Origin of the sequence: Pokkaliibacter plantistimulans (assembly GCF_003194385.1) — a bacterium.
In the GTDB taxonomy this organism is placed as follows: domain Bacteria; phylum Pseudomonadota; class Gammaproteobacteria; order Pseudomonadales; family Balneatricaceae; genus Pokkaliibacter; species Pokkaliibacter plantistimulans.
Window position 1 is genome coordinate 80,487 of record NZ_LAPT01000005.1, and the last position, 13,341, is coordinate 93,827.

At 52.2% G+C, this 13,341-nt stretch carries 15 protein-coding genes and 7 tRNA genes; 11 read left to right on the forward strand and 11 right to left on the reverse strand.

Annotation, left to right across the window (positions count from 1 at the left end; genetic code table 11):
• Positions 1 to 34 precede the first annotated feature (34 nt).
• The gene (locus WH50_RS02005) at positions 35 to 901 is read right to left on the reverse strand and encodes a MurR/RpiR family transcriptional regulator (RefSeq protein WP_110185796.1); all 867 of its coding nucleotides are present in this window, start codon (positions 899 to 901) and stop codon (positions 35 to 37) included.
• 345 nt (positions 902 to 1,246) lie between these two features.
• Between WH50_RS02005 and zwf the strand changes: the two genes are divergently transcribed.
• The 3 genes from zwf to WH50_RS02020 are packed head-to-tail and all read left to right on the forward strand — an operon-like array spanning position 1,247 to position 4,101.
• A complete protein-coding gene (zwf, locus tag WH50_RS02010) occupies positions 1,247 to 2,722 on the forward strand; it encodes a glucose-6-phosphate dehydrogenase (protein ID WP_110185797.1) in 1,476 nt (491 codons plus the stop codon).
• Positions 2,715 to 3,404, forward strand: coding sequence for a 6-phosphogluconolactonase (pgl, locus tag WH50_RS02015; protein WP_165838273.1), 690 nt, complete (start codon positions 2,715 to 2,717; stop codon positions 3,402 to 3,404). The genes zwf and pgl overlap by 8 nt, the downstream gene beginning before the upstream one ends.
• Positions 3,405 to 3,444: 40 nt before the next feature.
• Positions 3,445 to 4,101 (forward strand): bifunctional 4-hydroxy-2-oxoglutarate aldolase/2-dehydro-3-deoxy-phosphogluconate aldolase, encoded by a 657-nt coding sequence (locus WH50_RS02020; protein ID WP_110185799.1) that lies wholly within the window; start codon positions 3,445 to 3,447, stop codon positions 4,099 to 4,101.
• A 95-nt stretch (positions 4,102 to 4,196) separates the two neighbouring features.
• Here WH50_RS02020 and eutC read toward each other — a convergent pair whose 3' ends face one another.
• From eutC to WH50_RS02065, 9 genes are all read right to left on the reverse strand, one after another.
• Positions 4,197 to 5,054 (reverse strand): ethanolamine ammonia-lyase subunit EutC, encoded by an 858-nt coding sequence (gene eutC / locus WH50_RS02025; protein WP_110185800.1) that lies wholly within the window; start codon positions 5,052 to 5,054, stop codon positions 4,197 to 4,199.
• A 47-nt stretch (positions 5,055 to 5,101) separates the two neighbouring features.
• A complete protein-coding gene (locus WH50_RS02030; protein WP_412053242.1) occupies positions 5,102 to 6,457 on the reverse strand; it encodes an ethanolamine ammonia-lyase subunit EutB in 1,356 nt (451 codons plus the stop codon).
• A gap of 429 nt (positions 6,458 to 6,886) precedes the next feature.
• A tRNA-Lys gene (locus tag WH50_RS02035) sits at positions 6,887 to 6,962 on the reverse strand.
• Between the two features lie 33 nt (positions 6,963 to 6,995).
• Positions 6,996 to 7,083: transfer RNA gene (locus tag WH50_RS02040), tRNA-Ser, on the reverse strand.
• A 55-nt stretch (positions 7,084 to 7,138) separates the two neighbouring features.
• A tRNA-Lys gene (locus WH50_RS02045) sits at positions 7,139 to 7,214 on the reverse strand.
• Positions 7,215 to 7,231: 17 nt separating this feature from the next.
• A tRNA-Lys gene (locus tag WH50_RS02050) sits at positions 7,232 to 7,307 on the reverse strand.
• Between the two features lie 25 nt (positions 7,308 to 7,332).
• A tRNA-Lys gene (locus tag WH50_RS02055) sits at positions 7,333 to 7,408 on the reverse strand.
• Between the two features lies 1 nt (position 7,409).
• Positions 7,410 to 7,485: transfer RNA gene (locus WH50_RS02060), tRNA-Asn, on the reverse strand.
• A gap of 7 nt (positions 7,486 to 7,492) precedes the next feature.
• Positions 7,493 to 7,580 (reverse strand) — tRNA-Ser (locus tag WH50_RS02065).
• A 343-nt stretch (positions 7,581 to 7,923) separates the two neighbouring features.
• Here WH50_RS02065 and WH50_RS02070 point away from each other — a divergent pair.
• The 8 genes from WH50_RS02070 (at position 7,924) to WH50_RS02095 (ending at position 12,591) form a co-directional block, all read left to right on the forward strand.
• On the forward strand, positions 7,924 to 8,340 hold the full coding sequence (locus WH50_RS02070; protein ID WP_110185802.1) for a PaaI family thioesterase: 417 nt from the start codon (positions 7,924 to 7,926) through the stop codon (positions 8,338 to 8,340).
• Positions 8,341 to 8,495: 155 nt separating this feature from the next.
• Complete coding sequence (locus tag WH50_RS02075) at positions 8,496 to 8,855, forward strand: DUF2470 domain-containing protein (protein ID WP_110185803.1); 360 nt, start codon at positions 8,496 to 8,498, stop codon at positions 8,853 to 8,855.
• A 233-nt stretch (positions 8,856 to 9,088) separates the two neighbouring features.
• Entirely contained in the window at positions 9,089 to 10,111 is a 1,023-nt protein-coding gene (locus tag WH50_RS02080) for a nucleoid-associated protein (protein WP_110185804.1), read from the forward strand.
• 104 nt (positions 10,112 to 10,215) lie between these two features.
• On the forward strand, positions 10,216 to 10,725 hold the full coding sequence (locus tag WH50_RS02085; RefSeq protein ID WP_165838274.1) for a SixA phosphatase family protein: 510 nt from the start codon (positions 10,216 to 10,218) through the stop codon (positions 10,723 to 10,725).
• Between the two features lie 88 nt (positions 10,726 to 10,813).
• Complete coding sequence (locus WH50_RS02090) at positions 10,814 to 11,329, forward strand: sulfite exporter TauE/SafE family protein (RefSeq protein ID WP_279305897.1); 516 nt, start codon at positions 10,814 to 10,816, stop codon at positions 11,327 to 11,329.
• Entirely contained in the window at positions 11,326 to 11,577 is a 252-nt protein-coding gene (locus tag WH50_RS27095) for a sulfite exporter TauE/SafE family protein (RefSeq protein WP_279305898.1), read from the forward strand. Before WH50_RS02090 ends, WH50_RS27095 begins: the two co-directional genes overlap by 4 nt.
• Positions 11,568 to 11,786 (forward strand): hypothetical protein, encoded by a 219-nt coding sequence (locus WH50_RS26790; RefSeq protein WP_243409953.1) that lies wholly within the window; start codon positions 11,568 to 11,570, stop codon positions 11,784 to 11,786. The genes WH50_RS27095 and WH50_RS26790 overlap by 10 nt, the downstream gene beginning before the upstream one ends.
• On the forward strand, positions 11,740 to 12,591 hold the full coding sequence (locus WH50_RS02095; protein WP_243409955.1) for an AEC family transporter: 852 nt from the start codon (positions 11,740 to 11,742) through the stop codon (positions 12,589 to 12,591). The genes WH50_RS26790 and WH50_RS02095 overlap by 47 nt, the downstream gene beginning before the upstream one ends.
• Positions 12,592 to 12,613: 22 nt before the next feature.
• Here WH50_RS02095 and WH50_RS02100 read toward each other — a convergent pair whose 3' ends face one another.
• Positions 12,614 to 12,847, reverse strand: a complete 234-nt coding sequence (locus tag WH50_RS02100) for a hypothetical protein (RefSeq protein ID WP_133251215.1) — start codon at positions 12,845 to 12,847, stop codon at positions 12,614 to 12,616.
• Positions 12,848 to 13,341 lie beyond the last annotated feature (494 nt).

A 13,341-nucleotide genomic window follows, 5' to 3' on the forward strand; every position in this document is an offset into this window, starting at 1 on the left:
CCTTGCGGTTACCAAGGGCTAAAAGCAGGAGGAATTAGTCTTCGCTGGGATAGCGAGTATCTTTCAAACTGTCTTTGATCTTCTTCAGATGGGCATGGAAATCAACCCCACGGCGCAAAATGACCCCTGTAGACAGTACGTCCAGCATCGCCAGATGCACGATGCGAGAACTCATCGGCATATAGATATCAGTATTCTCATCCGGTGAAACCGGTAACGACAGGGTACACTGCTTGGCCAAAGGAGAGTCAGGCGTGGTTATCCCCAGCACCGTCGCGCCTGTTTCACGCGCAATCTGGGCGATCTCTACCAGTTCACGAGTGCGCCCTGTATAGGAAATGATGACGATCATATCCCCACGATGAGCCGCAGAAGACACCATGCGCATCATCAGCACATCGTCATAGGCGGAAACAGGAATGTTGAAACGGAAGAATTTATGCTGTGCATCATATGCCACAGGACCAGATGCTCCCAGACCAAAGAACATGATCTGCTTGGCCTGGATCAGGTAATCCACCGCCTTGTTGATCATGGTTGGGTCCAGCCGCTGTCGGGTATGCTCAAGCGCCTGTACGGTGGCCGCGAAGATCTTGTTGACATACTCTTCCGGCCCGTCTTCCGATTCTACATTCTGCCCGACATAAGGCGTGCCACTGGCTAGGCTTTGTGCCAGCTGCAACTTGAAATCGGGGAATCCTTTGGCACTAAAGCTACGACAAAAGCGGTTAACCGTAGGCTCGCTAACCCCCGCCGCCTGCGCCAGTGTAGCAATGCTGGCACGCGTCGCTGACTGCGGATCTTTGAGTATGACTTCAGCTACCTTACGCTCGGAGCGATTCAGAGACTCCAATCTGGATCGTATGGCTTCCAGCAGATTGGAAAAGTACGGGGAGTGCATGCTTGGCTTTACCTGCAGACAAGAGTTGAACGGCCTGTACCACTAACTCTGTACCACGAAGGAACTTGATACGCTGCAATTCAAACCTATTCAGTAACTTTGATGAGCTTAAACCACGCAATTGCTGAATCGATTCTTCTTGCTGACAAGTACCCGCAGAGGACAACGAAATGACACAAAACTGCAAGGATAATACTCGCTGAAACAGTTTTTGACCACTTGGGGCAAGCGTCAAGTCTGGCTTTCAAATGTTTTTTTAGTAAAATTACTAAATAATTTTTAAAATACAGGCTTGGAAAGCGCTAGCAGCCCATTTATAAGCTAAAAATTACTACTTGGTGCCATATGACAGTGAACAGCCAACACGCCTGCAACCTAGCCCTTTTTGGTGCCATGGGAGATCTTTCCCGGCGCAAACTTCTCAAAGCACTTTATTATCTGGATCGCGCGAGCCTGCTTCACGCCGATACCCGCATCATTGGCCTGGCCCGCAACTCGCTGGATGATCAGGGCTTCAAAGAGGTTGCCATAGAAAACCTCCAGCGCTTCGTCCCTACCAGTGAATTGGACGACACTATCCTTCAGCGCTTTGTCGCCCGCCTCAGCTACATAGCGTTAGACATGACCGAAATTACCGGTTATCAGCTGCTGGCTGATCACATTGCCGCCGACAGCAAACCCATGGTTGCCTATATGGCCACACCGCCCAGTGTGTTTGGTGATATCTGTGCCAACCTGGATAAGGTCGGTCTTAGCCATCTCCCCAATCGCATCGTTCTGGAAAAACCTCTGGGCAAGGATCTTTCTTCCTCACAGGAGATCAATGACAAGGTTGCTGAGCACTTCAAAGAGCAGCAGATCTACCGCATCGATCATTACCTGGGCAAAGAAACCGTACAGAACCTGATCGCCCTGCGTTTTGCCAACAACCTGTTTGGCTCACAGTGGAACCAGAACCATATCGACCACGTGCAAATCACTGTGGCAGAAGAAGTCGGAGTTGAGGGTCGCTGGAGCTACTACGACAAATCCGGCCAGATGCGCGATATGATCCAGAACCATCTGCTTCAGCTGCTCTGCCTGATTGCCATGGATCCGCCCTACGACCTGTCAGCTGACAGCATCCGCGACGAAAAACTGAAAGTACTGCGCGCACTCAAACCCATGACTGGCGAGCGACTGTCGCAAAACTCCGTGCGCGGCCAATACGTAGCAGGCACCCAGCATGGCAAAGCCGTTCCTGGCTATCTGGAAGAAGAAGGCGCCAATCTGCAGTCCACCACCGAGACCTTCGTTGCCCTGAAAGCCGAAATCGGGAACTGGCGCTGGGCTGGCGTGCCCTTCTACCTGCGCACGGGCAAGCGCATGCCCTCCAAGGTGTCGGAAATCATCATCCAATTCCGCCAGCAGCCGCACTACATCTTTGCCCCCGACCAACGCAACATCGCCAGCAACAAACTGATCATCCGTCTGCAACCGGATGAAGGTATGACACTGCAGATTGCCACCAAGGATCAGGGCCTCGACAAGGGCATGCGTTTACGCAGCGGCCCACTGGAACTGAACTTCTCTGAAGCCTTCAAGCAGGATCGTATCCCTGATGCCTATGAACGCTTGCTGCTGGAAGTCATGCTGGGCAACCAGTCACTGTTCGTGCGACGCGATGAAGTTGAATACGCCTGGCGCTGGGTTGATCAGATCATTCAGGGTTGGGAAAACTCCAACGAGCCACCGAAAAAATATCAGGCTGGCACCTGGGGACCCGTGTCTTCCATTGCCCTGATCAGCCGTGATGGCCGGAGCTGGAACGAAGATGCGTAATTACTTTGCCCACCGTTTTCATGAGTTCAATGATGGCGAAGCGCTGGCAACAGCCCTGAGCCATCGCATTGCTCAGGAACTCAGCAACAGCAGCACTCCAAGCCTGGCAGTCTCTGGCGGGCGTACTCCCACCAGAATGTTTCAGGCATTGGCAGAACAAGAATGCCGCTGGCCTGACACACTGGTGACCCTGGTGGATGAGCGCTGGGTCGACGAACAGCATGCTGATAGCAATGGTGCGCTGGTACGTCGCCATCTACTGCAGCACCAGGCAGCTGCGGCCACCTTTCTTCCACTGTATCAGAGTGGTGAACAGGTCAGCGCTCAGGCCACTATTGAAGAAACACTCAAACAACTACCCGCGGCGCTGGATGTAGCAGTACTCGGCATGGGCAACGACGGACATACCGCGTCATTGTTTCCTGAGGCGGAGCAGCTAGCAGCCGCGATGGACATGCAACAGCCTGCCCGCAGCCTGTTTGTTCAGCCGCCCGTAGCGCCTCATTTGAGGCTGACCCTGAGCCGGGCCTACCTGAGCGCCAGCAAGACGCTGATATTACACATCCAGGGTGAAGACAAGCTTGCCACGTTACAACAGGCACTCGCAGAGGACGACGAAATGGCCATGCCCATTCGCGCCTTTCTGCCACTCCCCCAATTGGAAATCTACTGGTGTCCCTGAGGACCCCTCGTAGCCACCCTAACAAACACAGGAAGCCATGATGACCACTCAGACAACCAGTACCATCAGCCAGCAGATCGACTCACTGTGCGCTCGCAACCCTATCATCCCGGTAATTGTCGTTGAACAGGCTGAGCAGATTCTGCCCCTGGCTCGCGCCCTTCAGGCGGGTGGCATTACTATCCTCGAGATCACACTGCGCTCAGATGCAGCGCTGGACGCCATTGCACTAGCCAAGAACGAACTGGAAGGAATTACTGTCGGAGCAGGAACCGTCGTCAATGAAAAGCAGATGGATCAGGTTCTGGCAGCAGGCGCTGAGTTCATTGTGACACCCGGCCTGTCCGTGGACCTGCTGAAATGCGCCAAAAGCCGCAATGTGCCTTTCCTGCCCGGCGTAGCTACCGTATCGGAAATCATCATGGGTCTGGATGCAGGCTTTGACCGCTTCAAGTTCTTCCCTGCTGAAGCAGCCGGTGGCCTGCCCTTTATCAAATCCCTGCATGGCCCGTTTTCACAAGTGCGCTTCTGCCCGACCGGCGGCATTGGCCTGCACAACTACCTGGACTACCTCAAGCAGCCCAACATCATGGCAGTAGGTGGCAGCTGGGTTGTACCGAATGATGCCGTCAAACAAGGCGACTGGGAACGCATTACTGAAATCACTCGCTCGTCACTGGCACCACTGCAGAAGTAAAAACCTTACTACCTGTCTCACAACACTCAGGCCCTGCACATGGGCCTGAGTGCTTTTCAGCGAACCTGAAAATAACGGCGCCCCTTACCCAGCAACTATTCCTTTGGTAACAGGAAATTCCTGTTTACAGAAGTCAGCATCTGAGCGGGCTCCACCTCGCTCTCGTCTTTCAACTGCACTCCCGACAATCCGCGGCGGTTCGCTTCCAGCAACAGATACATCAATTTCCCACAAGCCTGTTCATAGCTCAGACCCGCAGGACGAATATTAGAAATGCAGTTACGCGCAGCATCTGTCAGCCCGACCTTTGGCGCATAGGTAAAGTAGATACCCAGACTATCTGGTGAGCTCAGACCAGGGCGCTCACCTACCAAAAGCACCACCATTCTGGCTCGCAACACTTCCGCTACCTCATCCCCAACAGCCACTCTACCCTGCTGCACCAGTACAACCGGCGCCAGGGTCAATCCGGATTGATCAAAGGCCGTAGCCAGACGGGAAACCATGGCAGCACTGTGCGCCTGAACCGCCTGAGACGACAGACCATCAACAATCACGATAGCCACATCCCATAGCCGCTCATCAGCCCCCAATACGCCCTCATCGACACCTTCAGCACTCAGGGCGGCCGCAACTCGCTGCTCCAGCACACTGACCGATTCAGCATTCAACCTTCTTCCCCAGTCAGGCCGTTGCAGATACACCAGACGATTGTGAGCCCTGCTCTGCACCTGCAGCGATTCAAGCCCTGCGGAGGTCAACTGCGTCTGAAGTAACGCCATATCTAACGGCAGATGCACCGCATCTCGCGCTCGCGCATGATCAAGCTGAAACGCCAGTAATGCAGCGGTCGGCACACTGGTTCCAGCACGCCCAAGCGCAATGCGCGCATCAGTAAACTGACGCAAGTTGGACCACGCATTAACTACGACGGATGATTCCTGCTCACTCATTCAAACCACTACCCTTTATAACCAATGCATTCCATCAAAACTGACCGTTATTGAACCTGGAGATGAGCAAAGGCAGCAGGTAACTGCCCCCCACTCAACAGGCGGCCACGATCATCAAAAATACCGTTTCGCATCAACCAGGACTCGAACTCAGGAGCCGGACGCAACCCCAGCACTTGCCGCACGTAGAGGGCATCATGAAAAGAGGTGGTCTGATAGTTCAGCATGATGTCATCAGAGCCAGGTATGCCCATGATGTAGTTGATACCTGCCACTCCCAGCTGAGTCAGCAACATGTCCATGTCGTCCTGATCCGCTTCGGCATGATTGGTGTAGCAAATATCACATCCCATCGGCAGCCCCAGCAGCTTGCCGCAAAAATGGTCTTCCAACCCGGCGCGGATGATCTGCTTGCCGTTGTAGAGATATTCAGGACCAATAAATCCAACCACAGTATTGACCAATAAAGGCCTGAACTGCCGTGCCACAGCATAAGCACGCACCTCGCAGGTTTGCTGATCAACGCCGTGATGAGCATTGGCAGACAGCGCACTTCCCTGACCAGTCTCGAAATACATCAGGTTCTCGCCAATCGTACCTCTCTTCAATGACAACCCGGCTTCGTAAGCCTCCTGCAAAATACTCAGGCTCACACCAAAGCTGGCATTCGCCGCCTCGGTACCAGCGATGGATTGAAATATCAGATCTACTGGGGCGCCTCGGTTTATGGCTTCGATGTGAGTGGTCACATGGGTCAACACACAGGATTGTGTGGGAATGCGGTAGTGCTGAATGACCTCATCCAGCATGCACATAAGGCGCGTCACAGCCTGATAGTTATCCGTGGCAGGATTGATACCGATGACCGCATCACCGTTGCCATACAACAGGCCGTCCAGCAGCGTAGCAGCCACACCAGAGGGATCATCAGTCGGGTGATTCGGCTGCAGCCGGGTGGACATACGCCCTTTAAGACCAATCGTATTGCGAAACCGAGTTACCACTTCACACTTGCGCGCAACCAGAATCAAATCCTGTACACGCATGATCTTGCTGACAGCCGCCACCATCTCAGGTGTTAAACCTGGCGCCAGCGCATTCAAAACATGAGAATCTGCGGCATCGGATAGCAGCCAGTCACGAAAGCCACCTACGGTAAGGTGCGCCACCCTGGCAAATGCCACCGCATCATGGCTATCGATAATGAGCCGCGTGACCTCATCTTCTTCATAGCCAATCACCGTTTCATGCAGAAAGGTTTTCAGCGGCACATCCGCCAGCGCCCATTGCGCAGCTGCTCGCTCCTGAGCATTCTCTGCAGCCAGCCCTGCCAGGACGTCACCAGAGCGCAGCGGAGTTGCCTTTGCCAGCAGCGTTCTGAGATCCGCAAAGCGATATCTCATTGAACCTAAATCCAGCTGATACGCCATACCCCTGCCTCGACTTAGTTTGAAAGCCAGGTACAAAACGCACCTGATAGCGGCTGAAGCCTTTCAATCTCTATGCCATAGGGGAATAAAATGCGCAGTGACAGGAAAACACTCTCAGCAAACTACACAGAGGAAACAACAGGAGGTACAAATCACGATTCTGTAGCTGCGTGAGCACAATAGAGACACCGAACAGGCCGGTACATAACAGGAGAGAGCAGGCATTAAATACAGGAGAAGCCCCATTCAGCCCAACAAAACGCTTTAAGCAATGCACAGAGAAGAAACGGCACACAGACCGCGATGCACCATAAAGACTCAATTGCGAGCAAGCAAAATAAATTCAGAAGGCTGTAGAGGAGTATAGATATAGGGAGGAAACGCAGCGCGATGAGCAGTAAATGGTGGGTCGTGCAGGACTCGAACCTGCGACCAATTGGTTAAAAGCCAACTGCTCTACCAACTGAGCTAACGACCCGTCTAAGAAACACCGTAAGGTGCTATTTGGTGCTGGCGGAGGAAGTGAGATTCGAACTCACGGAGCTGTTACACTCGGCGGTTTTCAAGACCGCTGCCTTAAACCACTCGGCCATCCCTCCCCGTCCACTGATCGAGTTTTCACTAAGGCAGACGGCCTTGTTACTTGCTCTTGCATGGTGGGTCGTGCAGGACTCGAACCTGCGACCAATTGGTTAAAAGCCAACTGCTCTACCAACTGAGCTAACGACCCTAAACGAGGGTTCATGATGGTGGGTCGTGCAGGACTCGAACCTGCGACCAATTGGTTAAAAGCCAACTGCTCTACCAACTGAGCTAACGACCCATGCATGCATGAGAAAAAATAAAAATGGTGGGTCGTGCAGGACTCGAACCTGCGACCAATTGGTTAAAAGCCAACTGCTCTACCAACTGAGCTAACGACCCATGGCTCCCCGAGCTGGACTCGAACCAGCGACCAACGGATTAACAGTCCGCTGCTCTACCGACTGAGCTATCAGGGAACATCGATGGCGGAGGAAGTGAGATTCGAACTCACGGTGAGTCTCCCCACGGCGGTTTTCAAGACCGCTGCCTTAAACCACTCGGCCATCCCTCCGTTTCGACGGCGCACATAATAATGATTTGACCGGCTGAGTCAATACTAAATATATGTTTTTGCGAATCTTTGAGACTCACGACCACACACTCTAGATGCCGCACCGCAATAAGCGCAGTGACTTCAACAGCCATCACATCTCATGTGACGTCTCAAGCGAGTAGGAAAATCTAGCTGATTCATCACCAAGTGCAAGTCTTTTCTTCCCTGCAGCCTCCACTCGACAATAGTCGTCTTTCCGTTACAGCAGGTCACTCGCTAATGTGTATAGACAAAAAGAGAGTAAGCAGTTCGTGCTACGAGAGTTGCATACTCACAATAACAATAAAATGGAAATGACATCATGCTGCACTGGACATCCGCTGAAGATCTGAACCAATACTTACTGGCGTTATTCGATCATCCGTATGGCGATGTTATAGCACTCAAGCATCACCACGCCACGATGAAAATGCGAACAGATCATCGTCACATACGCCCTGGTAACACCGTTTCAGGACCAACCCTGATGGGACTGGCTGATGTTGCTTTTTATGCCGCGTTACTGGGCGCTATTGGACCCGCTCCATTAGCGGTAACCACCAACCTGAGTATCAACTTTATGCGCAAGGCTGATGCAGGCAGCGCCATCATTGCGGACGCAAAGCTGTTCAAGCTGGGCAAACGTCTGGCCGTAGGTGAAGTGCTTCTGCGCAATGAAGATCAACAGGAGTTGATCGCCCATGTTACGACCACCTATGCGATCCCCCCAAACCGCTGAGACACACAACGCCCAATAACCACTATCTTTTTTACCTGAGCCATTTGTGGTAGAAAACAGCGCACAGATTTGTGCTGGAAATGGGGCCAGCACATACCAGCTGGCATGCGCCGGATCTAATTAGGGATACCCCCATGACAAGGATGATTAACTAAATGATGAATATATCGACTTCACTCAGCACTGCTCTCAGCCAAAGCATCATGGAGCACATGAACAAGGATCACAAAGCAGCGCTGGCTGATTATGTGAGAGCATATAGTGAATATCAGACCTTTGACGACGTCGAGATGGTGGCGATACACACCCACCATATTGACCTTGAGATCGTCACTGGAGAAGACAAAGTAGCAGTGGCCATTCCCCTCCCCGAAAGTGCGAACGATGTGAGCAGTGCCCGACAGGCGTTAGTCGTTCTGGCTCACGAATCGCGACGCACTCTTGCTAAACGTGCAGAGGCCACGCAAGAAACTGAAGTCTTATCCTCTGCATTTGTGCAGGATGACAACGGCTAAAACTAAAAGCGTCCAATACACGTGCCGGGAGCAACGCTCTCGGCTGCACAACCTCCTGCCACGTATTTAAAGCGCTCAATCGATACAAAACCCTCTCTCAAAAAGCTGCACAGTGCTACGCGCTTCGATTATCCTTTCACTCTTGCTCCATGCCCCCAGTACTGTGGAGATCGAGCACGGCGCTCGAATAATGATCTATAGTTGTTACCCCATCTCAAGTTCAGGATCTCACCTTGGCCGTACGTCACCTGACATTACACGCATTTCATAAGCCCGAAGAGGGTGAAACCCAGCTCATGCCGCGTCAGGATGCAATAGCCTCCTCACCCTCGGTAGAAACACTGGTGACAGAACTTAATCGCCAGTTACTTGCCAAAGCTGGCCGGCACTATGGTTGTTTTCAGAAGGACAACGAGCTTTACCCTTTTTCACGCTGGCTGAAAGAGCACCAGCAGGGTGGCCTGGAGTTTATGAAGTTGACCTATCAAGCGCTCAGTCTGTTCAAACGGGAGCTGGATCAATCTGACCTCAGCGTACAAGGCTATCTGCTATTTGCTTTTTATGAGCAACCTACCTCTGAACACTTTCTGATCGCCCTGCTTCACAATGCCGATGCAATGGCCATTAATGATGAACTGGAGATCACTCCATCTCACTATTTAGACCTATCCAAGGTTCATCTGGCAGCCAGCATTGACCTCACCGCCTGGAATGAGGATTCCCAGCGTTATGTCTGCTTCACTCAAGGAAAGTCACAACGCCGACTGGCAGAGCATTTTGGCCATTTTGTTGGCTGCCTTCCGTCAGTTGACCGCTCCGAACAAACCGAAACCCTGCTGGAGCAGGTAGCACAGTTCAGCCAGCAACTACCCGCAGAGCAACAGCTGGCCTGCAGAGAAGCCGTATATGAGTACTGCATTGAGCAGGAAAAACTGGCAGAACCCGTGCGCCTGAACGAGCTGGCAAAGGTCATCAAACCAGAGGCGCCAGATAGCTTTACTGACTTCGCCCAAAACCACCCCCAGCCCCTGCCGGAGGAAATTCTGCCGGAGAAGTCGACACTGAAGCAGCTAGTGCGCTTTCATGGCCGCAGCATGGATTTGCAACTCAGCTTTTCAGCGTCTCGACTGGGCAAAGACATTGAGTACAAGGCTGATACCGACACCCTGATTATTCAGGGACTGCCCGAATCTATCAAAGCGCAGCTGCGACGTTATGCGTTAAATGAGTCAGCACCGGCAGGCGATAACGACTGAGACGCTGGCGGATGATACAGGAGACTTCACACAGCCTTCCTGTATCAAGCCCTATTCACCATGCCATACCCCTCCATTTGAAAGCATCTGCAAGAGGCAGCACCATGAAGTTGTTGACCCTAATGCGTCACGCCAAATCCAGTTGGGATGAAGCTGGTTTACCAGATCACCTGCGCCCACTGAACAAACGTGGTCGACGTGATGCACCAACGATGGCGACTCGACTATCAAGCTATGGCATCCGGCCCGATCTGCTGCTGAGCAGCGATGCTGTGCGCTGCCAGATGACGCTGGAATCACTGCTGGACCATTTGCCGTGGGCAGGCATTGCACTGATTCAGGAGCACCGCCTCTATGAATGCAGTGGTGAAGATATTCTCGATGTGCTGAGTGAGCAAAGTGACGAAGCAAAACATATTTTCGTACTTGGCCATAACCCCGGACTGCAACAGGCCTTTGAACAACTTAGTGAGCATCGAGCTGAGAAGTTCCCTACCAGCGCCGTCATCAGCCTGACCTTGCATATCGAGCAATGGCATAACATCCGCACCGGGTGTGGAGAGGTCACCCTCTATGATGCTCCCAAATTAGCGCTACCTACGATCATTCAATAAAACACACTAACCCGAACACTATCTCAACCAGAGCATGGGCTCGCACTTATGCTTTGACCAAACCAGTCGTCGGCAGGCTCTTATATTCATGATCAATCAAGTGCTTACAGATCCGCTCTTTTACTTTTGCGCCGTTCCCGCTGTCATCATTTTTGGCATTGCCAAGGGAGGATTTGGTGGCACGTTATCCATTATTGCCGTACCACTGATATCCATCGCAGTACCGCCCGCTCAGGCTGCCGCCATAATGCTGCCCATCCTCTGCGTTATGGATCTGATGGCAGTGAGATCCTACTGGCGTGAATGGCATACAGCCAACCTGCGTATACTCCTACCCGCCTCAGTGACAGGAATCCTGCTGGGCACTGTTACATTCAGCTATCTGAGCGAAGCACACATACGTATTCTGATTGGCACTATTGCACTCAGCTTTGTTGCACACCACTGGCTGAAACAACAAAACAAAGAGGCACAGCCAGTCAATACCTGGAAGGGCCGTCTGTGGGGATGTATTGCAGGATTCACCAGCTTTGGCATTCATGCAGGAGGACCACCACTGAGCGTTTATCTGCTACCGCAACGCCTCCTCCCCGTCAGTACATGAGTACGTCATCCATCTTTTTTATCTTTACCAACTATATCAAGGTACTGGCGTATCTCTGGCTAGGTCAGCTCAATGCCACTAACCTTGCGACCTCCCTGATACTCTTACCCTTGGCCCCCGTTGGCATCTGGCTTGGCTACTGGCTGCTCAACAAAATCAGTCAGGCAGTGTTCTACCGATTCATCTTCTATTTTCTTTTCGCTACGGGTATCAAGCTAATCTACGAAGGAATTCAACAGTGGCCATAATTTCCGCTTCAGCCAACGGCGACTCTCTGTACTGGAGCACCCTGCTGTTTACCGGCAAAATGGTCGCCCCTATTTTCATTCTGGTATTTATTGGCGTCCTGCTAAAGCGTACACGCGTCGTTGATGAGAGTATTTATCAATACCGCATCCAGACTGGTATTTATGCTGTGCCTGCCCGCTCTAGTCTTTTTCAGCATCAGCCAGACTGACATCAAAGCGGTTTTCAACCCCGCCACACTTGCCTTCTCTGGCATATCAGTAACGCTGACATTTCTCGCTCTCACAGGCTGGAGTCGCTGGAAAAACTATCCGTCAGAAGACCACGGCGCCTTTGTACAAGGTGGCTTTCGCAGTAACTACGGCATTATCGGCTTGGCCATGAGCCACAACCTCTTTGGCCAGTCGGGGCTGGGGCAGGCATCCGTTGTTCTGGCTCTGGTTATCCCACTGTTTAACATTCTTTCCATCACAGCCTTGTCGTCATCACAGAATGGCGCACAGCAATGGCGGCATACTGCACTCCACATCCTGAAGAACCCATTAATCATTGCCACCTTACTCGCCCTACCCTGTTCTGCTATGGGGTGGAGCCCTCCAGAGGTAATCAGCCAGACAGGCCACGCGCTGGGTAGCATGACGCTCCCACTTGCACTGCTGACGATTGGCGCCTCACTGAACCTCAAGGATCTTCGCTCCTCATCGCGTCTGACCCTGCACGCTTCTGCAGCAAAGTTAATCTGGATGCCACTGGCGTTTACACCTTTAGCCTGGGCTGCAGGTTTCGATGGAGAGGCAGTGGCTATACTGTTCATCATGCTGGGATGCCCAACTGCAGCAGCAAGCTTTGTTATGGCGAAAAGCATGGGGGCCAATGCCAAGATGGCAGCCAGTATCATCCTGGTCACCACACTGGGCTCGGTTATTAGCCTGAGTAGTGGAATCTATCTACTGAGATTGTGGGGCGGATCTGAGTACAAGACTGATACAGGCGGGGAATCGGAGAGAGGGGACTAACACCTGCTCGCTGAACTGGCGCTCAGGCGGCCAGTTCAGAAAGAGACTTATCGAGAGCTTCGACTGCTTTCAACTCAAGAGCGTTGAGACGCAGGGTATCGTTACACTTGCTGATCTTGTAACGACGTTCCAGGCGTTCGATGACTCCCAGATAATCACGATCCTGGTCACCCAGACGAGACTCCAGATGAAGCAAACGAACACGGTGGCTAATTTCCATCGCATGATGGAGAGGGGATTTCAATTCTTGCAACATAAACACCTCCAAGTGTCTGTAGTTTTACTGTCCCTGGTCCCGTTTCAAACCAAAGGGACGAAATCGACTATATCATAGGCTTTCAGGCTGTCGACAACATTTATGAGATTAACCCATTAGAAAAACTGTACGCTCAGACCACGTTCCGCAGTTAACGTAACCTTATCCGATGAAGCTAATGTGACAGGACGCACCGTTCTATTTGATCCGGCAGACCCACATTGCAGCGTCTCTTAACAGGCTGTTGAAAAACGTTATCGAGGTAGCCGAGACAAGGAAAAAACAGGCGAAAAAGCGGAGTTTAGTGAACTAAATGAGCATTTGACTCGCTCCGCTCGCCCCTTCGGGGCCGTGCTAAAGCACGTTCAGCCTTTGGCTGTGAGCCTGTTTTTGACGCGGTATTCGGCAACGCAGATAGATTTTCAACGACCTGTTAAAACGCATCGCTACCGGACTACTCCAGCAACAATAAACCCTCTGGCAGGATGGCCTGA

Excerpts from the sequence above, each read along its gene's own strand:
- eutC (WP_110185800.1), bottom strand. The coding sequence starts at position 5,054 with ATGAGTGAGCAGGAATCATCCGTCGTAGTTAATGCGTGGTCCAACTTG.
- pgl (WP_165838273.1), top strand. The coding sequence starts at position 2,715 with ATGCGTAATTACTTTGCCCACCGTTTTCATGAGTTCAATGATGGCGAA.
- WH50_RS02030 (WP_412053242.1), bottom strand. The coding sequence starts at position 6,457 with ATGAGATATCGCTTTGCGGATCTCAGAACGCTGCTGGCAAAGGCAACT.
- WH50_RS02100 (WP_133251215.1), bottom strand. The coding sequence starts at position 12,847 with ATGTTGCAAGAATTGAAATCCCCTCTCCATCATGCGATGGAAATTAGC.
- zwf (WP_110185797.1), top strand. The coding sequence starts at position 1,247 with ATGACAGTGAACAGCCAACACGCCTGCAACCTAGCCCTTTTTGGTGCC.
- WH50_RS02085 (WP_165838274.1), top strand. The coding sequence starts at position 10,216 with ATGAAGTTGTTGACCCTAATGCGTCACGCCAAATCCAGTTGGGATGAA.
- WH50_RS02090 (WP_279305897.1), top strand. The coding sequence starts at position 10,814 with ATGATCAATCAAGTGCTTACAGATCCGCTCTTTTACTTTTGCGCCGTT.
- WH50_RS02075 (WP_110185803.1), top strand. The coding sequence starts at position 8,496 with ATGATGAATATATCGACTTCACTCAGCACTGCTCTCAGCCAAAGCATC.
- WH50_RS27095 (WP_279305898.1), top strand. The coding sequence starts at position 11,326 with ATGAGTACGTCATCCATCTTTTTTATCTTTACCAACTATATCAAGGTA.
- WH50_RS02070 (WP_110185802.1), top strand. The coding sequence starts at position 7,924 with ATGCTGCACTGGACATCCGCTGAAGATCTGAACCAATACTTACTGGCG.
- WH50_RS02005 (WP_110185796.1), bottom strand. The coding sequence starts at position 901 with ATGCACTCCCCGTACTTTTCCAATCTGCTGGAAGCCATACGATCCAGA.
- WH50_RS02095 (WP_243409955.1), top strand. The coding sequence starts at position 11,740 with ATGCTGTGCCTGCCCGCTCTAGTCTTTTTCAGCATCAGCCAGACTGAC.
- WH50_RS02020 (WP_110185799.1), top strand. The coding sequence starts at position 3,445 with ATGACCACTCAGACAACCAGTACCATCAGCCAGCAGATCGACTCACTG.